This window comes from Thermoanaerobacterium xylanolyticum LX-11 (assembly GCF_000189775.2).
In the GTDB taxonomy this organism is placed as follows: Bacteria; Bacillota; Thermoanaerobacteria; order Thermoanaerobacterales; family Thermoanaerobacteraceae; genus Thermoanaerobacterium; species Thermoanaerobacterium thermosulfurigenes.
Genome location: NC_015555.1, coordinates 1,828,645 through 1,853,675, shown reverse-complemented (window position 1 = coordinate 1,853,675; position 25,031 = coordinate 1,828,645). Strand labels below are relative to the sequence as shown.

Sequence of the window (25,031 nt, the reverse complement as noted above, 5' to 3'; positions counted from 1 at the left end):
AGATTCAATAAAACAAGAAATTTTAGGCTTAATACACTGATATCTGTTGAGATAGGTTGATTGGTATTACTTGTTGATTTATTTTAGTGGATTTAAAGGGGCAATATGATGAGTGATTACTTAAATATAATCAGCTTAATTATCGAATTGTTTTCGAAAGAGAGATTTAGACATCCAAGAATATTTAATAGATTGATAGTTGGCATTATATTTATTTTTTTGCTTATTTATTTTTATGTATTTGGATGGATAACAAGTCAAGACAGAACTGTAATGATAATACTTTTTAGCCTTATATTTTTGTATGCTTTTATTGCTTATAAAGCGGTCAATGGTCCAATAGGGCTATCAAGAATGAAATTAAATGAAATAGAAAGTGTTATTGAACAAGGTTTGAGTTGGAATAGAGATGATTTATTTTCCAAGATGCCTATTTATTTTATTGATTTCACTGAAATATATAAATATAAAACACTACAAGCTAGATATTTTATTGAACGTAATGATTTTAAGAAAGCCTATGAAATATATAATAGTATAGATGAAAGAAAACTATTTAAAAATGAAATGAAAAAATTGTATCAAAATAAAGCATTCACTCTAATCTATTTAGGGAATATAAGCAAAGCAGATGAGCTATTAGAAACAGTAAAAGAAGAAAAAGACCCCATATACCTAATGTTAAAATCTATAATATTTGAAAATGCAGGTAATATTGATACTGCATCTAAATATTTGCAAAAAGCACTAAACAATATTCCAGGTGATGATAGTGAAATTAACATTAAATTTTTAGTTTATAATAACTTTGGACGTATAAGGCGTATAGAAGGAAATGATATAGATACAATTTATTATTATGGAAAAAGTGTAGAGTTAGCAAAGAAACAAAAGAATAAGCAACTTTTACATGTATCTTATCAAAATCTAATTCATTCATATTTATTACAAGGTGAATATGATAAGGTAAATGAGTATTTTGAAGAATATCAAGAATTTATTGATATTAATATATTAAATGACTTAATTGAGTTATATAATTTTATTATAGAATTGGATAGTCAGAAATTAGATTTTAATAGTTTAAGAAAAAATGTAGTAGATGGTTATTTTAAATTAAGGGATAAAATAGATGGTATAAAAAGACTTTGTTTTGATGTAAATGCCCTGAGGTTTATGTTTAATGCTAACATAGATCTTGATAATGTATTGGAAGAAATAAATAAGAATATTGAATGTTATTTTTCAATAAAAATGCCGGATAAATATTTTTGTTTTAAAGAAATTATACAAGTCTTAAAAGGAGTAATAAATTACAGTTATTATCAAAAATTTTATCCATTATACCAAAAGATTTTTATTTATATGAGGGATTTGGCTTTGTCAGATATAGAGAACTATATTGATAGTTTAAAAGATTATGAAGTTAATGAAAGATGTAAACTCGAAACAGAAAAAACGTTCTTGATAAAATATTATAATAAAACATATGATTTTAATAAGATATACAAAAATATGATAGATATAAAGGATATATACGGGAACAATGGGATGTTCATAGATATGATAGAAATGGATCTGAATATTGTGGATGAATGTTTTTATGCCTGTAGATATGTCGAAGAACATAATGAACCGCTTAATAAGATAATAGAACATTTAAAATTAGCTGAGGATAATGTGCCTAAAATAAAAAATCATCCTAAAGCAAATGAATTTAATCTTAGATTAGCTTACTACTTTTTAGGATTGGGAGACAAAATTAAAGCGAAATATTATTTTGATAAATTTGAAGTATCTGGTGTTGCCATTGCAAATTATGCATTTTGGTTACAAGGATATTACAATATTCTAAAATTAAATTTATAATGGTAATGTATATTGCATTGGGAAGATGAAGAAACCTATTTAGGAGTATTGAAAACAGCAATAGAAAAAGCAAAAGCAGGCAACAATCTTGTCACAATAGGTATAAAGCCGCAGCATCCAGAGACTGGATATGGATATATAAACTTTAAAAAGATTACAAATGAAATAATAAACAACAATTCTGTACATAAAGTAGAAAGATTCGTAGAAAAGCCGGATTATGATACAGCAGTGAAATACGTTGAAAGCGGGGACTACCTATGGAATAGCGGCATGTTCATATGGAAGACATCAGCAATACTAAATGCGATAAAGGAATATATGCCACAATTATACAGTGCATTAAATGTTATAAAGGAAAACTTTGATTCAGATGAGATAGAAAAAATCTTATATGAGGAATATTCAAAACTTGAAAGCATATCGATAGATTACGGCATAATGGAGAAAGCCAAGAATGTATATGTAGTGCCGGGAGACTTCGGTTGGGATGATGTAGGAAGCTGGACATCAATAGAGAGATTGTACGAAAAAGACGAGAACGGCAACGTCATAAAAGGTAATGTCGTAAGCGTAGACACAAAGAAATGCATCATAACAGGAAGCGATAAACTCATTGCGACTTTAGGCATAGAAGATGTGATAATCGTAGACACAGAAGAGGCACTTTTAATATGCTCGAAGGATAAATCGCAGAATGCGAAAGAAGTATTTAAGGAGTTGAAGGAAAAAAATAGCGAGTATTTATAAAGGCAAAAATTATTCGATTAATTTTTCCCTTTCATAAGTTCATAGGTATATGAATACATTATATGGGAAATAATTATTATAAGGCACTATAGACTTAGAAAGGGAAGTATGATAATATGGTGATTAAGGAACAATTATGTTTTGTTATAGAAGAAGGTGAAAATATGATTAATTTGGAATTTTATATTACAGATTATGGATATACTGATTATAATGGAAATAAGTTTATTCCTGGATCAACTTTGAAAGGAATGTTGCGTAGTTATTTACTTAATTATGAACAACGCAGTATTAATGATGATATTAAAGACTTTTTTAATTGGCTATTGGATAATTTAAATAACGATATAAAAGCGATAAAAGAAAATAATTATGTATGGTTGTATGAAGAATATTGCAAAACCAAGAAGTCGCTGAAAGATAAGAAAGATAAAGTTAGTAACTATTTCTATCTAAATTTTTTAGATTATGATTCAATACAAAGATTGAAAAAGATATTTTTGAATTATAAAGAGGAATATGAAATATTTAAAAATTATAAAAAAGATATTGTATTCTATAATGATTTATTGGGATGGTACAAAGACATACCTGATGATGTAATTATGTTTATTGAGAATTTGTATAAAAAACAATTTGAAAATTATATTGATACATATATAACTGAGAGCAAACAAATGAAGATGTTAAATTGTGATGATAGTGAAGGCAGCTATGCTGCATAAGGGTGAACAAAATGGAAGATAATTATAAAGAAATGATAAAAAATATAGAATTGGTTAATATTTACTTATCTAAATTAAATTGTATAAGAACGAGTGATCATAAGAAATTACTACAGGGAATAAATGTTAATTTTAATCATAATTTTGAATTAGGTGAATTACGAGGAGATAATTTCGATTGTAAAGCAAGTTTTAATGTAAAGGGAGTTAAAGAGGATATAGAAATATTAGAGATAAATGCCGAGTTCATAGCTACTTATCATTTAGAGAATGCTTCAAATATTGATAAAGAATTGATAGATAAATTTGTGAAAATAAATTTACCTTTAAATGTTTGGCCATATGGTCGTGAATTGATTTCCTCTATGACTGTTAGAATGGGGTTACCACCATTAATTTTAAGTACATATAAAATAGTTTAGGTGAAATTATGGGGTATAAAATTATAAATAGAAAGATAGATTACCAGGCAGATCATATAATTAAAAAGCTTGGTGATTTTTTATTATCAGATAAAAAATTCCTAAATATATTTACAAAAATTATAATTGATGAAAAACGTAATTTAACCGAAAAACACATAAAAAAATTAATTCAAAGATATGTGGATGCAATGATTATTAGTGAATATGAAAGTGAAATTTTTTTGAAATTGTGTAATGACTTTCTATGCTATGATATAAGAGGTAATTTATTAGAATATATAGTTCAAAAATTAGGGCCTTTTAAATTAGAGGGAAAAAATTGTGATTATACGTGTAGAACTATAATTATCTATAATGAGGAAAAAATAGGTGATGCTGATTTTGATTTAGTATTTTTTAATAAAGATTTTGTTGAACATATAACCAAAGAATATATCTGTATTGATAAAAGTGATGGAGAGTTTATTGAATGCAAGACAGATATTAAAACATTTATAAGTGAAGAAATTTCAGAAAGAAGTCGGAAAAAGTTAGATTTTATAAAAGCAGTATATAATTGTTTTAAACAAAATTCTTATAGCTTTTTTTATATTATCACATTTAGAAGAGAGATTACTATTTTTAAAAATATTTTGGAAGGAAATAATTATGGATTTATAAATATAATTGGCGGTAGGGAATTATATGATAAAATTTCGCTTTAACAAAGGTCTGAATCAAAAATTTCTACAGAAAGCAATTTGAAAACTATACGGATGTTTATATAACTGATAAGAAAAGATAAAGAGAATAATTGGAGTGAGGTGGAATTTTTGATTTTTACAAAATTTGTACTTTTTATAATAAAATCAATCCCAGATTTTACTGATGTTTTTTGTTTTGGTATTGTAGTTATTGCTTTTATTACTTACTTTTGGACTCATAGGAAACCTAAACGATATGTTAAACTTATTGATTCATACATAGAAAAAATTCAAAATACATCAGATAAAAATATGTTGCTAGAAGAACTTATTGAATTGACAGATGAGATAATAGAAAAAGAAAAAAATGACAAAGATATAACTGAGTTGCTTAAAAAGTTTAAAAGTATGTGCTATAGTGGCAATATAAAAAATGCTATAGATGTGTTTGATTATACTGCCCTGGTTGAGATTCCAGGCAAGCGAAAGATATTTAACATGATGCCGGGTGTATTTACAGGCCTTGGTATTTTAGGTACTTTTGTTGGACTTGTTTTAGGTTTAAGTGATCTAAATTTTTCAGGTAATACTCAAGTACTGGAGCAAGGAATAAATAATTTAATCTCGGGAATGTATCTTGCTTTTCTTACATCAATTGCTGGTCTTATTTCTTCATTGGTTTGGTCTTGGGTTGATAGGAAGCTACTCAATTATTATAGAAAAAAAATAGACACACTTCATTCTTTGTATAAAAATATTTTTGATGAGAAGGGGATAGATTATTATCTTAAGGAAATAAGGGACATTCAAGAGGAACAAAAAACATACATGCAAAAATTTGTATCAGATTTATCTCTTGAGATCAGCAATGTATTTTCAAATATACTGGAGCAGAGAATATTTCCTGAGTTTGCTAATATCGTAAATCAATATGTCACATCTAAAATTGTGGAATCCTTTGATAATTCAATTGGTGAGATTAAACAATCCAGCGAAATATCTAAACAAATGATTGAAAAATTTGCTAATCTAGCGTACGAAAACCAGCTGGAAGGGGTTAATAAGATTATCGATAAGTTTATTGAAGGTATGGATACGTCACTAAAAGGAAAATTTACGGATCTTGGTGAGTCAATTGACGAGATGATAAAGTGGCAGCAAATGGTTAAAGAAGGCATGAATGAACTCATGGAAAAATTGTCAAATAACATACTGAATTTACAAGATGTTAATAAGGCTATTGAAAACGCAATTACAAATTTCTCTGATTATTTCGATAAAGTAAATGCAGCTAATGAACATCTTGTTGAAAACATATCGAAGTTGGAATCGGTCTCTTTGAATGTAAATATGCTTGTTGAAGATATGTTAAAAATGATGAATGAAATTAACCAGCAAAAGGATTTATTATTAAAAGACAAAACAGAACATGTTCAAATTGTATCTAATTATATATCGGAAATTAATGAAAAGTTTGAGTTACTGCAGACGAGTTATGCCAATATAAGTAAGAATATCGATATTTTAAACAACAGCCTTAAACAATCAATGGACGAGTTTGCTAATAAGACGCATGAAGGGCTTAAACGAAGTCTATCTCTATTCGATGAAGAGCTTGCCAATATAATAAGTTATCTAAATTCAACATTGAGTGAAATTAAAGAATCTGTGGATGAATTGCCGAAGGTTATTATGGAATTTAAGAGGACTTTGAGAAGTGAAGACAAGGAGATGAATACAATTGAAGGATGAAGATAATGTACATGATTATTGGCAGTCTTATTCGGACTTGATGGCAGCGCTACTTTTAATGTTTGCACTTTTAATTGTTATTATGATTTATAAATATGCTAGTATTGCTGTCGAGCTAAATGCACAAAAGGCAAAAGTTGATGAAATAATTGGTGTTAGGGCTCGCATCATAAATCAGCTTTTAAATGAATTTAAAAATTCAGATCTTTCTCTTAGCATAGATCCTCAAACAGGTGCAATAAGTTTTAGCGAAGGTATATTTTTTGATAAGGATAAGTTTGAGCTAAAAGATGAAGGTAAAAGATATTTAAATGAATTTTTCCCCAGGTACATATCGATACTTATGGATCCGAAATTTAAAAAATACATTTCCCAGATAATTGTCGAAGGGCATACTGATGATACCGGTGACTATGTGTACAACCTGGAGCTTTCTCAGAAGAGGGCTTTTGAAGTTGTTAGGTATATATTGCAATCTGATATAAAAGGTATCGATTCTAAGGTAAAATCGGATTTGATGCCGTATATAACAGCTAATGGTCGTTCATACAGCCAATTGATTATTGAAAATGGGAAAGTAAATAGAGAAAAATCCAGAAGGGTAGAATTTAAGTTTCGCTTAAAAGAAGAAGAAATGATACTGGAGATGCAAAAAGTCCTAGGGAAGGGTTCTACAAAGTGAGTAAATATGATTTTCTTTATATACCTTATAAATTGATAGAAATCAAAAATTCTATAGTATCCAGTAATGTTAACAAAGTAGTATCTTTTAAGAAATATAATGATGCAGAAGAAAGGCTTTTGTTGTTACAAAAAATAGATAAGACACCATATAATGATATACGAGATATGGCTTTTTCTCTTAATAATCGTGAATTGTATATTTTGATTAATTATCTTGCTGGCGATGATTTTACCATCGATCCTGATAAAGTTTATGAAATTATAAGGTTGAGGTTTAAAAAGAAATTTGCAAATATGCTCTGGGAACTGTATCAGAATAATTATTTTAAAAAAACATATGTACATTATTTTACAAAGTTTTGCAATGAATTTAAAGAAGCTTTTATAGAACTTTTTCGAGATGAAAAGATATTACAATTTATTAATGAAATAGTAGTTAGAGACGATGTAATTAAATTTGTTTGTGTTAATATAAGTAAAACAAGACTTGATTTAGATAAATTTTTTAATACATTTAAAATTAGTGAAAAGTTAAGACTTGGATTGGATATAAAAAAATATTTTTATTTATATTGCGATAAAGAATCTTATATAAGGAGTAATCCAGAGGTTATTCTGGATATAATAAAATCTTATAATCAAAAAGAATTATTGATGTTTGTTGAAAACTACGTGATAAATGTCTTCTTTTCTGAACTTGACTCAAAAATAATGAAATATATTTTGGAATATAATAAAATGCCTGAAAATAGAGAAATAGATTTTTTCTGGAGAGATGTTTCTGAACCAGTATGGAATAGATGTAGAAAATGGTATTTAGATAATTTGATGAAAGAACACCTTGATGGCCCCAGATATAATTTTTGGTCAGAATATATTGATTATATTAAGGATTTTAATGTGGTTAGAAGGAATAAACGTAATCAAGCAATCTATTTTATATATTTTAATAAATTTGTAGTAGTTGAATTTGATCCTATTGGTGCTGCATATATATATAAATTAGATATTTTTAAGCAAAGGTTTGGACCATTTGCCAATGAAAGTAGTTCAAAAAGTGATAATTTTTTTAAAGATGAAAGCATTGCAATAGCTAGGATAATACACAAAGGAAAATGGGAATTAAGAGCTTATAACACTGTATTGTTGCTGTTAAAGGGTGGTTTAGATTGATAAATATATCTAATTCGTTAACTGATGAAGGCATCAAAATAGTAAGTAATGTTCAACAGAGAAAAAATATATTTGAAATAAAAATACCGCTTTTTTTAAATCCAGTAGAATACTTTAAAAACATTTCAACTAAAGAATTGGAAAAATTAAATGTACTTGAAGACTTATGGCAGCAAGGTATTTTACAGGATAAAGATAACTCATACATTATACCTTATGAATTTTTATACAATATTGATGAAGAAAAGAGGCGTATACTTAGTCTTCCTATTGAAGATAATGCTATTAAAGTTCATATAAAGGCGAGAGGTATTTTTGGGAGTAATGATTTTAAGTTGATACCAGAGGTATACGTAAAAGATGAGAAGATGGGGCCTTTGGATAGAAGAATTAATAATATAATATTACACAAAGGCTGTATGTATTTAATACCATTAAATCTCTATAGCCTTTTACAAGAAATAGACGCGTATAAGCCGACTGATGATCCTATTTCACAAGCAAAGATAGTTGCAAAGGTTAAATATAAAGCTAAGACAGCTAATGTGACTTTTGATAGATTTTTAGAAAGCGAAGAAGTTTATTATTCTGAAAAATTAGATGTAGATATAATTAAGTATGATGATGATCACCTTCAGATTGTACCTGTTTTAGGGGATGAAATTGATAGCCTATTAAAGGACAGTAAAGATAAGGTGTTAAAACAGTACAATACTCTATACGGTGAGGGTATAAAAAGGAAAAGAATTTTTTTCGAAGATGAGGTTCTTAAGAATTATAATAAAATCGTTAATCGAGGACATCTTAGAGGATCTGAGATTCCTAAGTTTCTGATTGATCCATATTCAATTTTGCCTGAAGATATAGATTTGTCTAATTTCAGTAAGCGAGTGAAGGAATTAGGTCTTAAGGTATACAGGGCTAATCCGTACATAAATATAAAAAAGGATAAAGATTCCGGATGGTTTGATTTTGAAGTGGGAGGAATCATACATGAAGATGTAGGCTCTTTTGATGAAGATGTTGATAATGTACAGGAGTATGGATTAACAGGTGATGATAAAATAGATGTTCTTGAATACAGTCAGTTGGTCCAAAAGGCAATTGAAAGTGGAGAAGATTATGTAAATTATAAGGGCAAGTGGATAAAGATTGATATAGAGCAGGCAAATAGGTTTTTAAATATAGCTAATAATGAATCATTTTCAAAGGTGCAAAAAATAGATATTACCAGATTGCCTTATGTCTTAAAAATATACGAAAATTTAGATGATCTGGAATACAATGAGACTGCATTAAACTTGAAAAAACAATTTATAGGTGATTTTAGCACAAGAGATTTTACATATCCTATGTATTTGAAGAATTGTCATCTGTATGAACATCAAAAAGAAGGATTTTTATGGTTTAAGGGCTTATACGAAAATCACCTCGGTGGGTTGCTTGCTGATGATATGGGCTTAGGCAAAACTTTACAAGTAATTAGTTTTTTATGTTATCTAAAAGAATGTAATGAACTAAAACCTACATTAATCATAGCTCCATATACTTTGTTAAATGTTTGGGAAAACGAGATACGAAAGTTTTCTGAAATTACTTCTATATATAGGCATTCTGGCTATCAAAGATATAAAACACCTGAGATACTTAAGAATTATGAAATTATATTGACGACTTATGAGACGCTTGTCAGAGATCAGCTGTTGCTGGGGCAAATAGATTGGAAGGCTATTGTTTGCGATGAAGCCCAAAGAATAAAAAACAGCACAACTTTGACTACTTCAGCTGTCAAAGCCTTAAAGGCCAAAATCAAAATAGCCATGACTGGCACTCCAGTAGAAAATAACCTTGGTGAACTATGGTGTATAATGGATTATGTTCAACCGGGCCTTTTATCAAGTTACCATGATTTCAGAAGAACATATCAGAAACCTATAGAGGATGCTATAGGCAATAAAAATGAAGAATATTTAGCAATAAAAAACAAGCTATTAAATACGATAAGACCTGTGTACCTTAGAAGAACAAAAGATGGCATTTTATCACTTCCTGCTAAGAATGAGATTTTTCCTGAAGTAGAACTTACGACTTTTCAGGAGAAACTATATTGTCAGTTGATAGAAAATTACAAAAATAACGAGAAAAAGGAATCGCCCCTTGGTGTCTTGCAAAAGTTAATGGAGTTGTGTGCGCATCCACGCCTTATACAAGATGACGGAGATGGGGATACCTATAAGTTTATAAATGAGTCTGGAAAACTTCAACGCCTAATAGAGATTATGAATGAAATAAAACTAAAAGGCGAAAAAGCGGTAATATTTACCCATTATATAAAAATGCAGACGATATTGAGAAAAGTTATCATGGATGTTTTCGGAATAAATTGCCTTGTAATAAATGGTAACATCAAAGGCGATAGGATGAGCGTTATTGATAAGTTCAGAAAATCTCCGGGATTTAATATTATTATACTTTCTACAAGAGCTGCTGGCGTAGGCATTACTATAACAGAAGCCAATAATGTTATTCATTATACGAGGGATTGGAATCCAGCTGTTGAAAAACAGGCCACAGATAGAGTTTATCGAATAGGCCAGACTCGTGAGGTAAACATATATTACCCTATATGTACAAGCAGCAGAGGAAAAACAGTAGAAGAACGTTTAAATGAGGTGTTGCAAAAAAAGATTCAACTTCTTAATGAAGTGATTATACCATCGAGATACGTGAATATAGAAGAAGAAAATTACGATTATCTGTTGCAAGATTTTTCCGCTTGGTCTATGTAACTTGTTTTGACAAAAAACTTCGAGGTGAAGATTTTACAAATACATATTTAAGGTCAAATATATGATTCCAATGTAAAAATATAAAAATAATTAAAGCAAAAGCAGATGAGATAGATTTAAAGAGTAAGGGAGTGATATAGTGAATATAGATATTGATGAAATATTAAGTCCCAAGATTAAAAAACACTGTTTATCTTTGTATTTAGAAGGCCATTATGACTGTGCATCACATAAGGCGATGGTTTTGGTTGAATTAGCATTAAAGGAAAAAGCAAGAATTGCTGGAGATGACAGTAGAAAATTATATGGAATATCATTGATAAAAGAATTATTTTCTAATAATGATAATGAAAAGCAGAAAAATACTATACATATAAAATTAAGAGTTCCGCTGGGAGATGAACAGCAAGAAAATGCTAAACGTATGTTTAGTGGTGTATTTGCATATTACAGAAATTATTGTGCACACGATGGAAGAAAAATAACAAGAGAAATATGCTTAAGAATTATGATAATTGCAAGTGAATTATTAGATTTGATTGATGCTTCATCACTTAGTTATGAAGATATTGGCGGTATAGATGGAATACTTAAATTTGGTAACTTTGAAAATAGATTAGTTTTATACAATTTACTAAAATTTCTCGAAAATACTTGGGTATTAGATAGTGACATTAATTCATTTTATGAAGAATTATATGAAAATGGTTTTACAGATTCTCAATTTAAAGTATTGACTGAACTTGATTTAGTCCGTTATGTAACTAATGATAATAATTATGATTTTGATACAGGTGATTTCATTGGAATAGGAAATTTTGAGTTAACTGATTCTGGTAAAAAAGTTTTAAGAAATATAGAAATTGTTGAAAAATTAAATAAGTGTGATTTCGGAAACTAATTTCCAACGTCATACTATGGCATAAATTAAAAATTAGATACAGAAAATAACAAAGCCTTTGCGATAAAATACTGAAAAGAGGAAAGAAAATGTAAAATAATGAAAATCAATTTAAAAAAAGAGTATAAGAAATAAAGCCTAATAAAATAGGTTTAAAAATTAACAGTATATGGAATCTCAATATTTATGCTGCTCTACCTAATAATCCATCAAGCATAGAAATAAAATCAAACTTAGATTTTTTCAATCTAGCATCAAGATGGATATTAATAGAATGTATCATAATCCAGAAAGACCAACGCTTTTTGCCTCTGGTTTTAGATAGCTCCAACTCATAGTCATTAAGAAGCCTTTTGTTAACACGCTCAGAAGAAGTTCGCTTTTTCATCTCGCATTTCCATTCATCAGAACCACGTGGAATGACGGTAAACAAGCGAGGATCAGATGAAGGCTTCGTATAAACGGTTCTACCATAATCAGAAGAGGAGCACTTATCTTTACAATTACATGAATCAACTTTACCAGTCGCAAAAGGACAGCGCCATTTAATTCTGTTACGGTCTTTCATAAAACCATTGTAAACCATAGGTAATCCTGCCATACAGACAGGAATACCATTTTCATTGATTTTAATAGTACCTTGGTACTTGCTGTTGTTTTTATTCTTCTTATTAAGCGGAATTACAGGTTTAATATTCCACTTATTAAGAAGATGATAAGTAGGGTAATTATCATGAGCACAATCACCAATAAATTTATCAAAAACGAAATCAGGATACAAAGCCCTTGCTTCAGACAAAGCAATAATAGCAGTAACACCATCATAACGAGGAGCCTCAACCAAGCGAAGATAAATCGGAATATCAGATTTAAGCTCTTCGTTGTATGTCACTAAAAAATAACCAGAATAACCATAAAACCATGTCTCATGATAACTATCCCAACCATAGCGAGCATCGGGGTCAGAGAACTTGCGATGGCAGTCACAATTAAATATACCCTTATTAGCACAATCACAAGTTCTAATACCGAAAGGACTTCCGCCGGTTTTAATGCAAGTACCGTCACCGGAAATAGTAAGTTTTTCAATATCACCGAGGATGCCAGCATTGGCGGAAGGCCTAACAGCAACATCGGCAAAAATTTGTTGAAGAAGCTTCTCAGGTCTTGACTCAAAAATTTTACCCTGTAAAGCCAAATCAACAAATTTCTGTATAATACCAGGGTGGCGTGGTGGAAGCTTCTGATTTTTAGCAAGTTTTTTACGTGGTTTGCGTTTAAAAGGATGGAGAGAATCCTGTCGGTCTTTTTCAATATCAGGATCCTCAAGCCATAACCTGTTAATCAAGTCATAATGAGTACCAACACCAGGAATATTATCAGGAGACACGCCAATCATGTAACACAAAAGGTCATCATGATGAAGCATGTAAACCCATTTAGTAATACTGTGACATTTAAGAAGAGACATAAGTACAAAAGACCGAAAAACTTCAGGCTGATTTTTGGCTGGAGAACCAGTATTAGAGTAATAAGGTTCCAGTACAGATTTAAGAACATCAAGATCTAAATTATAGAGTTTAGATAAAGCTTCATTATAGAGTTTAGATAAAGCTTCAGAAAATTGAATGACACGATTTTTATCTGAAGCATAAATGGGTTGAATATTTTCGACAAGGAAAGACTGATAATCAGAATGCGAACGCCATGCGCCCAACATAAAATCACCTCAATAACAAGTAGTATGGTAAAAACACCATCCATTTCGATTATTGGGGCGATTTAAAAAAGTCAAGATAGAATGCAACCATATATGTTAAAAAAAGGAAAATATAAAGAAAAAATCTTACAATGTAAATAAAGATGTAAATGAATTGGAAATCGAAAAAGGATTTCAGAATGAAATTTTGGGGGATAAATTTAAAAAGATGTCTCCTGAAATTCAGATATATCAGGCAACAGAAGTTGCCGAGAATATTCAATAACTAAGAGGAGAACAAGAACACAAATGGCGATTTTGTATACTGGGCGAAAGTTCGGATGTTAATTATGAAAGGCTTGATATATCATAATGATTTAGTGAAATAAAACGATATAATAGTGGGGAGTACCATTATGAAAAAATATTTTAGAGATCCATTATATAATTTTATTATAATTAATGAAACTTGGATCTTAGATTTGATAAATAGTAAAGAGTTTCAAAGATTAAAACAGGTAAAGCAACTTGGAACATCAGAGGTTACATATTACGGTGCCAATCATACTAGATTTTCACATTCTATAGGTACTATGTATCTAATGGATAAAGCGCTAGGACAATTAAAAAATGTAATCAATATAGATGAAGAGACGAGGAAAATAGGATTAGCTGCGGCTTTATTACATGATATTGGTCATGGACCATTTTCTCATGTATTTGAGAAAGTAATGAGTACGAATCATGAACAATGGACGATTGACATTGTACTTGGTGATACTGAGGTAAATAGGATATTAAAAACTGTTAATAGTGATTTTCCTCAAAAGGTCGCTGAAGTAATTAAAAAAGAGTATGAGCATAAATTTGTTAGTTATTTGTTATCAAGCCAATTGGATGTAGATAGAATGGATTATTTATTGCGGGATAGTTATTATGTAGGTGTAAAGTATGGGCTATTTGATGTAGATATGATTATAAAATCTATGTTAGTGTGTGATGACAATATAGTTATAGATTATAAGGGATTGTATGCAGTAGAGCAATATGTACTTGCTAGACATTATATGTATTGGCAGGTATACTACCATAAAACTACAAGAGGATATGAATTGTTGCTGCAAAATATTTTAAAAAGAGCAAAATACTTATATGAGCAAAATTTACTGGATATTAAAATAGATTTATTGATTCCCGTTTTTAAAAATGAGAAAATAAATGTAGAAGAATATATACAATTGAACGATAGTGTTATTTTATATGCGATATTATCATGGAAAAATTCACGAGACAAGATATTAAGAGATTTATGCTGTAAATATTTGTATAGAGATTTATATAAGGCTTATGAAATTGAACAATCTTTTCCTTTCAGTCTAGATGCAATAAAAGAAATACTAAAAAATCAAAATATGGATGCTGAATATTATCTTGCACTTGATAGACCTAGTAATGTGATATATGATTATTATGTTGAAGGGGAGGAGGGAGAAAAGCCACCTATATTAATTAATAGTATGGGCAAAAATAAATCTATTACTAGATTTTCTGAATCAATAAAAGCTATATCAGGCAGCCAAAAGATTAAATATTATCTATATTTTCCGAGATATAATTATGATGGCGTAAATATAAGTGATGATATAATTAAATATTTGGAGGAGTTAAAAAATGAGTGATACATTGAAGGAATATGCTAATATTATTGAGTTATTAAATATCGCCGGAGAAATTGATGGTCGTAAAAAAATTCAAAAAATAGTTTATATACTAAAAAACTTAGGAGTAAATTTTGTGGAGAATTTTTATTTCCATTATTATGGTCCATATTCAGATACTTTGACAATTGAGTTGGAAGAGCTTAAGATGATGAATATAATTGAGGAAGAGAAAAATGATAACGGGTTATTTCCAAAGTATAAATATAAATTAAAAAAAGAAATAGATATACAACATAATCTTGACAAATATAAGGATTTAATTGAAGAGCTAAACAATCAAAAATCCAGATTTTTGGAATTGGTTTCAACAATTATTTATTTTGAGCATGAAGGATATCCAAGAGATAAAATTGTTAATAAGATAAAAATCGTAAAATCTGACAAAAATTATACTGATGAGGAGATAGATTCAGCGTTCAATTTTTTGAAAGTAATACATGATGAATATGGATTTGATACTATTTAATTTTTTATAGAAAATAACGTTAAGTGACGGTTTAGCTTCCATCAAAAATCCCGAATTTTAGAATTGGAAAAATACCTATGCCATGTAAGATAAAAAAGAAATTTTTTATGTGAGGTTTAGATATGTTTTTTATTACATATGATACATGGAAAGCGGTTTGTGATATGTATTTTAAGCAGAAAATAGGAAGGCTAAAATCATATATCCAATGGTTTCCATTTTCTAAATTAAATATACATGATAAAGAAAAAATAAAAAGCAAAGAATTTTTTCAACAATATATTCAAAGTGGAGCAGCAGTTTTATTTCCTAAATTTCTATTTAGAACAAACAATTATATGCAAAAAAGTGATGGAAGTTTTAGAAATTCGAGTTTACTCTCTCCTCTAAGTTATCTTTTATTTGAATCGATAGGTAAAACAATATCTAGTGTATATCATCCTAAACGTCCCAGCGATATTTCTGTTTTTTATGCTGGTAACTTTGACGAAATGAGATGTTTTTATAAATATGATTATGATGCATTTTGTAAAGAGATTAATGCAGAATTGGAGAATTATGATTATTTTATAAAGACTGATATTAGAGACTTTTTTAAAAATATCAATTTAAATAAACTATTTTCGAGAATAGATCAGGTATCTAATGAAAATTGTGTAAGTATTACACAGTATCAATTACATTTATATAAAGAATTCATTTATTATTGTGGAAATGGTAATTTTCCATTGATAGAAAACAGTGTAGCTACTTCATATTTAGCAACAATAATATATTTAGATGATATAGATGTAAGATTGAATGAATTTATTATCAACAAAATACCTGAAATAAAAAGTTTTAAAATGGTTAGGTATGTTGATGATTTATATATATTGATTCAAACAGATCAAAATTGTGGCAATTTAAATAATGTTTTCAATGATATAATTAATGAATATTCGTCAATTTTATATGAATATGATTTAGCTGTTAATTCATCAAAGGTTACATTGAAAAAAGTTTCTGAATTAAATGGAGCATTCCTGTAATAAAAAAATATAAGATTTGAAATAAAAAGTACCTCCTGATAAAATACAAGATGTCGATTGTTCATGAACACGACTCTCAAAATAACAAGGAGGTACCTAATATGAAGTATAACCAAAATTTAAAGATATTGCAAATAACAGAAAAGACATTAATTGTAGGTGTAGACATTGCTAAAGAGATACACCACGCTAGAGCTTTTGATTTTAGAGGAATAGAATACGGTAAGCGTATTGAATTTAGCAATGACATTGATGGAATGGAAAAATTCTTTAAATGGGCTGTAGAAATTATGAATAAAAGCAACAAAGAGCATTTGATGGTTGGTATGGAACCAACGGGACATTATTGGCTTTGCTTTGCACAGTTTCTTAGAGATAAGAACCATAAGGTGGTATTGGTAAATCCATTCCACGTAAAAAGAAGTAAAGAATTTGATGACAACTCGCCAACTAAAAATGACAGGAAAGACCCTAAGACAATTGCAATGCTAGTTAAAGATGGAAGATATGTTGAACCTAATATACCTGATGGTATATACAGCGAGCTTAGAATTGCAGTAGACATAAGAGAAATGCTTACAAAGGACTTAAACAAGATAAAAAACCGGGTTGCAAGATGGCTTGATATATATTTCCCTGAGTTTAATAAAGTTTTTGCAGATTGGGAAGGGAAAGCGGCACTGATAACATTAAAAGAATTTCCAACGCCTACAAAGATAATAGGTATTAGAGCTGAGGAAATACTTGCAGCTTGGAAGAAAGAAGTTAATCGTGCTGTAGGTATAAAGAGGGCTTTAAAGCTTATAGAAGCTGCGAGTCAAAGTGTTGGTAAAAGAGATGGCATTGAAATGGCAGAGATAGAGATAAAAATTATACTTGAACAGTACGAAATGATAGTAAAGCAGATTAAAGAAATAGAAAGCAAAATAGAAGAGCTTTTTATGCAAGTACCTGATGCTAGTGAAATGCTAGGTATAAGAGGTGTAGGAGTAATAACAGCAGCAACATTTATTGCTGAAGTTGGCGATATAACAAGATATGAGCATCCAAAGCAAATCCAGAAGTTTGCGGGTTACAATCTGGTTGAGAATAGTTCAGGGCAGCATAAAGGGCAAACCACCATAAGCAAAAGAGGAAGAAGGAGACTAAGAAGTGCTTTATACAAAATGATGATGCCCATACTTGCAAACAACAAAGAATTTCAGGAATTACACAAATACTACACCACAAGAAAAGAAAACCCGCTAAAAAAGAAACAGTCCATAATAGTTTTATGCTGCAAGTTAATCAGAGTATTTTTTGCCATACTGAAAAAAGGAGTAAAATACGATGGAAATAAGATGTTAAGAGACATAAAAAGACCAGAGATTAGGAATGCTGCATAAATTGCACCGCCGTGGTGATGATACACCGCAGCCACTCGTCAGTCAAGGGCAAGGACCACGTCTCAGCTTTGCTGCGTTTCACTTCACAAAGCTAACCCTTGACAGCCTCGCTCCTGCGATGGTTTGAATAATTAAGCGGTGCCAAAAATAAGACAAATAAAGTTAAAAACTCAATTTAAAAACTTAGTGTAAAATTTTTTTAGGTGAAAAAGCAGGAAAATAGCGATGAAATGTAGAAATAAGACCTCACCATCCTCCCAAAAGGATGAGTTAGAAAATAAATAGGAAGGTGAGGTCTTATGAAAATAATTCAACATACACTTCAAAAATTCCTGCTTGTTGTAGAAAAAATTATTGGATTACTTGATGGAAAATATACCTATTTGGAATTTGAAGAAGAACTTAAAAAAATTCTAAATGAATTAGGAAAAGAGATTTGTGCAGATGTACTTCATGAACTTGATCAAAGCATATATAAAGAAAAAACTAAAAGAAAAAACTGGGTGGTAGTCCAAAAAGATTGTGAAAGGACAATAACAACTGTATTTGGAGATATCACATACAAAAGACGGTACTATAAAAACAAAGAAACAGGAGAGAAGGCATATCTTGTAGATAAAGCTGCTGGCATCCAAAAATATGAAAGAATAGATGCTGAGCTTAAAGCTGATATAACGGATCTTTCTACAATACTCTCATATCAAAAAACCACTCAGGAACTTAAAAGGAATGGAGCTAACTGCAATGTAAGCCGGCAAACAGTTATGAACACATTAAGAAAAATAGACAACCTTCAAACATATGAAAAGCTAAAGACTAAAAAAGAAATAGAAACTTTATACATAGAAGCTGATGAAGATCATATACATCTTCAAAACGGCAAACCAGACATTGTAAAATTAATATATGTACACGAAGGAAAACAAACAATAACAAAAGGTAGAAATGAACTAAAAAATGCCGTATACTTTTCAGGTGTATACGAAGGAGAAAAAGTAGAAGAGTTATGGAAAGAAGTATGGGAGTACATTGTAAACACATATAACGAAGACAAAATAAAACGCATATACGTATCTGGAGATGGAGCAGAATGGATAAAATTCGGAGTAAAATATCTGCCTAACGCCGTATACGTATTAGACCTATTTCATCTACAAAAATACATAACAGCTGCAATAAAAGAAGATAAAAAAACAAAGAGAGAATTATGGAAAGCCATATTTAAAGCAGACAAACAAAAAGTCAATGAGCTTTTAACACAAAAATACAAAGAACTAGAATTAAACGGAACAGAAAATCCCGTAACGAAGTGCCAAACATATATAAATAACAATTGGGATGGAATAAATTCATACAGCCTTTACAAAAAAGAAATAACAGGATGCAGTGCAGAAAGTCATGTAAGTCATGTACTTTCAGAGAGGCTATCAAGCAGACCAATTTCATGGAGCAAGGTTGGGGCTCACAAAATGGCAAAATTAAGAGCAATAAAAGCAAGCGGTATATCACTGAAAGATGTCGTATTAAAACAGCAATATGAAAGCTTAAAGCCAATAGAAATACCAAAGCAAACAATATATAAAGCAAAACAACAACTAAAGAAAATAAAATCAACTTATGAAAACATGATAAGCTTGCCAATATTGCAAAATAAAAAAACATTAACAAGTCAGGCTATAAAATCATTACTATTGAGAAATGCCATTTAAAAGTATGCATATATATTGAAGATTGTAGTTTTAGTTATTATTATGGGGAGCTTATTTGAGTTACCTATCACATGTAAAATTCATGAATAAATAGCATTGATATACATGATGGCTTCTTTGAAGAGCGTGAGAATCTGAGAATGAGTGAGATATTAAAAGAAAATCAAAGATTATAGAGTGAGTGGCGATTTTATGCTATCAAGAAGTTAAGAGACTTCAACACTAAAAAACTTTTCTTAAAATCCAGCTATCAATACTCATCCTTAGAGTGATAGTGAGGTCTTTTTTTAAAAAAAACCTAAAAATACTTGACACGATCGACAAAGAGAGCCGGAATTGTCAGGTTGGTAATTTCACCATAAGGGCATAAGACCCAGCAATGGAGCATAACTGACATTCACCTCATGTAAGGCAGAACGAAGGAATTAAGGACAAAGATCCTGTGAGACATGGGAGGGTATGCCACATGAGCTTAAGTGGAAACCATAGGCCAAAATATGGAAAAACAATAGAAGCTTATTTAGGTTACCTACCACATGTAAAATTCATGAATAAATAGCATTGATATACATGAGGGCTTCTTTGAAGATTGTGAGAATCTGAGAATGAGTGAGATATTAAAAGAAAATCAAAGATTATAGAGGGAGAGTTGAAAAAATCTCTATATGATGAATATTTTAATGGAATAAAGTTTGAAATTGAAGAACTAGCAAATGATAATGTAATTACCTTTTTAAATAATATTGAATCTGCGCTATTATATGGCGATATTACTGTTGACGATTATAACGAAATAATTAAGAAATCATTTTTGATTGAGGATGTTGAATTTACACCACAAGAGATTTTTAATTATTTTATTTTTGAAAAATCTAATGTGTTTCAGAATAAAGAAGTAATAGAAACAATAAATAGAATAATATGTAAAAACATTTCTTTTATAAGTTTAGATCCTAAAAGATTAACTATTATGATTTTAAATACAAAAAGCGATATGGCAATTAAAGCTTTTTTAAATCAACTTTTTAATCGTCATAGAGCGAAAAAATGGAATTCATATGATACTACAATTGCCATAAATTATTTAATTCAAAGAGGATTTAAACATAGAGATCTATTAGATGTTATAAAATTATATTGTACGGATTTATATAATTACTATGTTTATTTTTGTAAAAATTCTTTTATTTCATCACTGAATGATGTTGACACAAATAAATTTTGTAATGCCATAAAACCTGATCATAAGACTTATTATCTGTATATTATGTATTTATTCGAAGAACAAAAAGGTAATATGATATCAGCTTTTGCTTTTTTTAAAAATTATTTTGATAGAGTAACTGCTCATATAGCATTTGCGTCCCATTATGATGATAGTAGAAAACCAAATTATAAATTATTTTATAAAGAGAGTGAGCATAAAAAATTTTATAATTCCATTAATGGAGGAGCAGAAATCATTCATAACGCGCATGTTTTAAGAAATTCAAATCCACTTTCCCATTCAAGTGCAGAATTAGTAGAAAATAATAATTCAACAGGTGAATTAAAGCAATTTATTAAAGATATGAAAGGATTAATAATTAGTATTTGTAAAGAAAAGGGATTAATTTAACCCATAAACACAAGGAGACGGTTCTTTTGCGCGTTAGTCATCTTTAGCATGACTCATAATCCTATGCGAAAAAGATAAATGCGGCAATGTTGTGAGCGTAGATACAAAGAAATGCATCATAACAGGAAATGATAGCTATCGCGATGCTCGGTATAGAAGATATCATAATCGTAGATACAGATTAATATGCTCAAAAGATAAAGCGCAGAATATGAAAGAAGTGCTGCAGAAGTTAAAAAAGAGGAAAGCAGAGTATTTATGATATATTTTTAGCGAAATATATCGAAATATTTTTGCTATATGTATTGTTTTTTAGGAAAAGGAGGAACAATTTTGTGAAGCGGGGCAAATCAAAAACAGTTGGTTATATTTTAGCGCTCTTTTTTGGTGGTTTAGGTGCTCACCTTTTTTATTATGGTAAGTATTTAAGGGGTATTCTTTATTTGGCATTTAGTTGGACAGGTATTCCTATATTATTGGGATGGATAGACATGTTTTTTATTCATAAATGGCATCAGCAATATCTCGAAAGCCATAAGAACTCTCCGGAATCTTTGCAGGAAAAGCCACTTCAATCAATTACTTCACGAGTGGAGAAAACCAGACCCGAGGAAGTCGAATCTGAAAAATCAGTTTTATCAGATAGAGAAAACGAAATGATGTTTTATAGGGAAGAAGAAATTATTTTGCCAGAATATGCACATCTCAAGACACCTTCTTACATCAAAGAAGAAATTCAGCAAATTAAAAAATCATTTAAGCATAAAGATCTGAACAGACCGGTCATCGAAATATCTTTTCATACTCATGAGACTTATTTCATGGAAGATTCGATTAAATATGCTAATCAAATGGGTGTTAAAACTGAATTTGTTCCTTTGCAAGTTCATTGGACGACATTTCGAGATCTCGATGAAAAACAAAAGAAATGGTATTTTTATTGGAGACACCAGACGTTAAAAGGGAATTATTTGGATACAGATTTAAGCTATGTGATTTTATTTGTTTATGAATTGATCAATTATACTTTTAATCAAAATGCAGCATTTAATGTCAGTATGATGGTTCGTTTACAACAGGCATATAAAGAAAGAATTCCCAACTTGGACAGATATCTTTCAGAGTGGATTAGAGATATGTTAATTGAGTTAAATGAAGTTGAGCTGGCTCGTAAATGGGGATTAGGAGCTGAACCTTATTATCAGACGAATTTTTATCAAATATTTAAAGACCACGAAAAAGATATTGGCCCAATACCTATTAAAGAGTGGCAAAAAGTTATTAGAGGATATTCAGAAACCAACTTTTTCGAAATGAACAAACAAAAGGTTTATGCTACATTTAAGGAGGCATTAAAATTATTCCAAAAAATAAACATTGAAGAAGGGTTCGATTTAGAAAAGGCTTGGTTAGAACAAAAGAAAAAAACGGCAACGTACTATTTGTTTAAAAGTGCAGTGATTGGTCGAAATGTTGGAAGCCGAGTTATTGAATATACGGAATACGTACCGACAGAATATTTTTATAACGAGATCACTGCTTTATTTCGTATTTCTGAAAATGTTACTCGGTTGTGTAACGGTGTTAAGAGACAAATCCAAGCAAATGAAGAGTTACTTCCTCCTGGTTTCAAAAAACGTTTATTAGAAGAGATGAAAAACAAAAAAGTATATGAAATTGATGAAGATGTAGGAATCAAAAGTCGTTTTTCGCATGTTGTAACAGATAAAATTGAGGAGAAGGGGAGCCGAATTCCTCCAAAGCCCAATGAAACATTAGAAACAAAAACAGCTAATAATGATTCTAACAAATCCTGGATAACAGAATTGGACGGTAAACAAGTTGAAGTATTGAAACGAAGGCATCAGGCTTTTCTTTCAGAGTTTTCCAGCGATGAACAGGATGAGGATAAAAGTACAGAGAGAGAAATTAAACCAATGTCTAATGTGGAGAAAACAAAACTTGACATTCCCGAGCGGCCGACAATTACACTGAGTGACGATGATGTGGATGTCGAAGGATTTCTTTCCTCATTAACGGAAGAAGAAATTAAATTTATTAGCACATTTTCTAGCAAAAGGAGAAGAATCGACGTGGTGAATGATGAGATAAGAGATAAAGGAATTCCCGCTGCGGTTTTTATTAACGAAATCAATACAAAAGCAGAGGAATACTTAGATGATGTGTTTATTGAACAGATAGGCGATGATTATGTGATAAACGAAGAATTAGTATGTGTATTGGAGGAAATAGAGAGGAGTAAAACAATATGAAAATTAAAAGGCGTGATTCAGCAGATATTTTAAATGCATTAGCTGGTGGGGTAGTTCCCAGTCGAGGCCTTCAATATATAATAGTTGGTCGTGAAGCTGAAATGAGACAAATAAAAGAGGATCTAAATGATATTAAGGAAAATGGAAGTTCGTTAATTAAATTTTTTATTGGAGCATACGGAACTGGCAAAAGCTTTATGCAAAATTTTGTTCGTCAGATAGGTCTTGATGAAGGGTTTGTCGTTGCAAAAGCTGATTTTACTCCACATAGGAGATTATACGGAAATGATAACCAAGCTGTTGCTTTGTACAGCGAGCTAATGAGGAACTTATCTACTAAATCAGTTCCACAGGGTAATGCTTTACCGGCGATTTTGGACCAGTGGATAACAAATATTCAAAATCAGGTGGTACAAAAATTGGGCTATGACCGGCCTATTTTGAATGATCCTACCTTTATTCAAGCAGTTGAAAAAGAAATTATTGATGTTGTTTCACACTTGGATGAGTTAACGGGGGGATATGATTTTGCAAATGTATTAGGCATTTATTATCGGGGTTTTGTAGAGCAAGACAGGGAAAAGCAACGCCGTGCTTTGAGATGGATACGAGGGGAGTACCTGGCAAAAACCGATGCTATTCGTGATTTAGGAATTCGCGAAATTATCAATGACAACAATTATTATGGATATTTGAAGGTGCTATCGAAATTTGTACGCCAAATAGGATATTCAGGATTAATCATTAATTTAGATGAGGCAGTTAATTTATATAAAATTACGCACCGAGAAGCAAGAGAGAAAAATTATGAGTATATTTTAATGATATATAATGATATTTTACAAGGAGCGGTTGAAGGTTTATATATTACCTTCAGCGGTACACCTGAGTTTTTGGAAGATGAACGCAGGGGACTTTACAGCTATAAAGCATTGGAACGTAGGTTAAAACCAGGTGTTCAAAGCGATGAATACCGTGATTTAAAGCAACCGGTAATTAGATTAATGCCAATTACTCCTAATGAAACTCTGGTTTTATTAATGAATATCCGCGATATACACGCAGCTCATTACGGCTATGAACCAACGGTAACGGACGAAGAGATTCGTGATTTTTTGATTAATTTTTATGAACGATCGGGTGCTGAAAAGCACATCATCTTGGGGGACGTTATTCGACAGTTTATCAGTAGTTTAAATATTCTTATTGAAAATCCGATGACAGATCGGAAGGAATTATTTGGTGTTTCTAATGAAACACCACAAGATGATAAGCTGGATCGAAAAGTGGTTAATATACATGATCGCTTTCAACGTGGTAATTTTTAGTGATGTAAAGTGTTTTTACATGTGAATGATACGGTGAATACGCCGTTTAT

At 30.2% G+C, this 25,031-nt stretch carries 19 protein-coding genes and 1 pseudogene; 19 read left to right on the top strand and 1 reads right to left on the bottom strand.

Features of this window, described 5'->3' with window-relative positions; genetic code table 11:
• The first annotated feature begins 108 nt into the window (after window positions 1–108).
• From THEXY_RS09075 to THEXY_RS09030, 10 genes and pseudogenes are all read left to right on the top strand, one after another.
• Entirely contained in the window at window positions 109–1,869 is a 1,761-nt protein-coding gene (locus tag THEXY_RS09075; RefSeq protein WP_041592115.1) for a hypothetical protein, read from the top strand.
• A gap of 21 nt (window positions 1,870–1,890) precedes the next feature.
• Window positions 1,891–2,619, top strand: a pseudogene (locus tag THEXY_RS09070) (mannose-1-phosphate guanylyltransferase); the annotation flags it as partial.
• 116 nt (window positions 2,620–2,735) lie between these two features.
• Window positions 2,736–3,344 (top strand): RAMP superfamily CRISPR-associated protein, encoded by a 609-nt coding sequence (locus tag THEXY_RS09065; RefSeq protein ID WP_013788542.1) that lies wholly within the window; start codon window positions 2,736–2,738, stop codon window positions 3,342–3,344.
• An 11-nt stretch (window positions 3,345–3,355) separates the two neighbouring features.
• Window positions 3,356–3,766 carry a protein-export chaperone SecB gene (locus THEXY_RS09060; RefSeq protein WP_013788541.1) on the top strand — a complete coding sequence of 137 codons (411 nt, stop codon included), beginning with the start codon at window positions 3,356–3,358 and terminating at the stop codon, window positions 3,764–3,766.
• Window positions 3,767–3,774: 8 nt separating this feature from the next.
• Window positions 3,775–4,473 (top strand): hypothetical protein, encoded by a 699-nt coding sequence (locus tag THEXY_RS09055; protein ID WP_013788540.1) that lies wholly within the window; start codon window positions 3,775–3,777, stop codon window positions 4,471–4,473.
• A 108-nt stretch (window positions 4,474–4,581) separates the two neighbouring features.
• Window positions 4,582–6,204 (top strand): MotA/TolQ/ExbB proton channel family protein, encoded by a 1,623-nt coding sequence (locus THEXY_RS09050; protein ID WP_013788539.1) that lies wholly within the window; start codon window positions 4,582–4,584, stop codon window positions 6,202–6,204.
• On the top strand, window positions 6,194–6,886 hold the full coding sequence (locus THEXY_RS09045; RefSeq protein WP_013788538.1) for an OmpA family protein: 693 nt from the start codon (window positions 6,194–6,196) through the stop codon (window positions 6,884–6,886). The genes THEXY_RS09050 and THEXY_RS09045 overlap by 11 nt, the downstream gene beginning before the upstream one ends.
• Window positions 6,883–8,061 (top strand): hypothetical protein, encoded by a 1,179-nt coding sequence (locus tag THEXY_RS09040; protein WP_013788537.1) that lies wholly within the window; start codon window positions 6,883–6,885, stop codon window positions 8,059–8,061. The genes THEXY_RS09045 and THEXY_RS09040 overlap by 4 nt, the downstream gene beginning before the upstream one ends.
• Window positions 8,058–10,850, top strand: coding sequence for a DEAD/DEAH box helicase (locus THEXY_RS09035; RefSeq protein ID WP_013788536.1), 2,793 nt, complete (start codon window positions 8,058–8,060; stop codon window positions 10,848–10,850). The genes THEXY_RS09040 and THEXY_RS09035 overlap by 4 nt, the downstream gene beginning before the upstream one ends.
• Window positions 10,851–10,989: 139 nt before the next feature.
• Window positions 10,990–11,751, top strand: a complete 762-nt coding sequence (locus THEXY_RS09030) for a TIGR02391 family protein (protein ID WP_013788535.1) — start codon at window positions 10,990–10,992, stop codon at window positions 11,749–11,751.
• 184 nt (window positions 11,752–11,935) lie between these two features.
• Here the strand turns inward: THEXY_RS09030 and THEXY_RS09025 are convergent, their stop codons facing one another.
• Complete coding sequence (locus tag THEXY_RS09025; protein WP_013788534.1) at window positions 11,936–13,471, bottom strand: hypothetical protein; 1,536 nt, start codon at window positions 13,469–13,471, stop codon at window positions 11,936–11,938.
• A 395-nt stretch (window positions 13,472–13,866) separates the two neighbouring features.
• Between THEXY_RS09025 and THEXY_RS09020 the strand changes: the two genes are divergently transcribed.
• The 9 genes from THEXY_RS09020 to THEXY_RS08985 all read left to right on the top strand — a co-directional run bounded on the left by THEXY_RS09020 (window position 13,867) and on the right by THEXY_RS08985 (window position 24,981).
• Window positions 13,867–15,129 (top strand): HD domain-containing protein, encoded by a 1,263-nt coding sequence (locus tag THEXY_RS09020; RefSeq protein ID WP_013788533.1) that lies wholly within the window; start codon window positions 13,867–13,869, stop codon window positions 15,127–15,129.
• Window positions 15,122–15,637, top strand: coding sequence for a YwgA family protein (locus tag THEXY_RS09015; protein WP_013788532.1), 516 nt, complete (start codon window positions 15,122–15,124; stop codon window positions 15,635–15,637). The genes THEXY_RS09020 and THEXY_RS09015 overlap by 8 nt, the downstream gene beginning before the upstream one ends.
• Before the next feature lie 122 nt (window positions 15,638–15,759).
• A complete protein-coding gene (locus THEXY_RS09010) occupies window positions 15,760–16,668 on the top strand; it encodes an AbiA family abortive infection protein (RefSeq protein ID WP_013788531.1) in 909 nt (302 codons plus the stop codon).
• A 101-nt stretch (window positions 16,669–16,769) separates the two neighbouring features.
• On the top strand, window positions 16,770–18,053 hold the full coding sequence (locus THEXY_RS09005; protein ID WP_013788530.1) for an IS110 family RNA-guided transposase: 1,284 nt from the start codon (window positions 16,770–16,772) through the stop codon (window positions 18,051–18,053).
• 299 nt (window positions 18,054–18,352) lie between these two features.
• Complete coding sequence (locus tag THEXY_RS09000) at window positions 18,353–19,762, top strand: ISLre2-like element ISTxy1 family transposase (RefSeq protein WP_013788529.1); 1,410 nt, start codon at window positions 18,353–18,355, stop codon at window positions 19,760–19,762.
• 616 nt (window positions 19,763–20,378) lie between these two features.
• Complete coding sequence (locus THEXY_RS08995; protein WP_083815337.1) at window positions 20,379–21,380, top strand: AbiA family abortive infection protein; 1,002 nt, start codon at window positions 20,379–20,381, stop codon at window positions 21,378–21,380.
• Window positions 21,381–21,471: 91 nt separating this feature from the next.
• On the top strand, window positions 21,472–21,642 hold the full coding sequence (locus THEXY_RS12555) for a hypothetical protein (protein ID WP_230197575.1): 171 nt from the start codon (window positions 21,472–21,474) through the stop codon (window positions 21,640–21,642).
• Between the two features lie 73 nt (window positions 21,643–21,715).
• Window positions 21,716–23,653 (top strand): TerB N-terminal domain-containing protein, encoded by a 1,938-nt coding sequence (locus THEXY_RS08990; RefSeq protein ID WP_013788527.1) that lies wholly within the window; start codon window positions 21,716–21,718, stop codon window positions 23,651–23,653.
• Window positions 23,650–24,981: an ATP-binding protein gene (locus THEXY_RS08985; RefSeq protein WP_013788526.1), complete on the top strand. Its 1,332-nt coding sequence runs from the start codon at window positions 23,650–23,652 to the stop codon at window positions 24,979–24,981. The genes THEXY_RS08990 and THEXY_RS08985 overlap by 4 nt, the downstream gene beginning before the upstream one ends.
• Window positions 24,982–25,031: the final 50 nt, after the last annotated feature.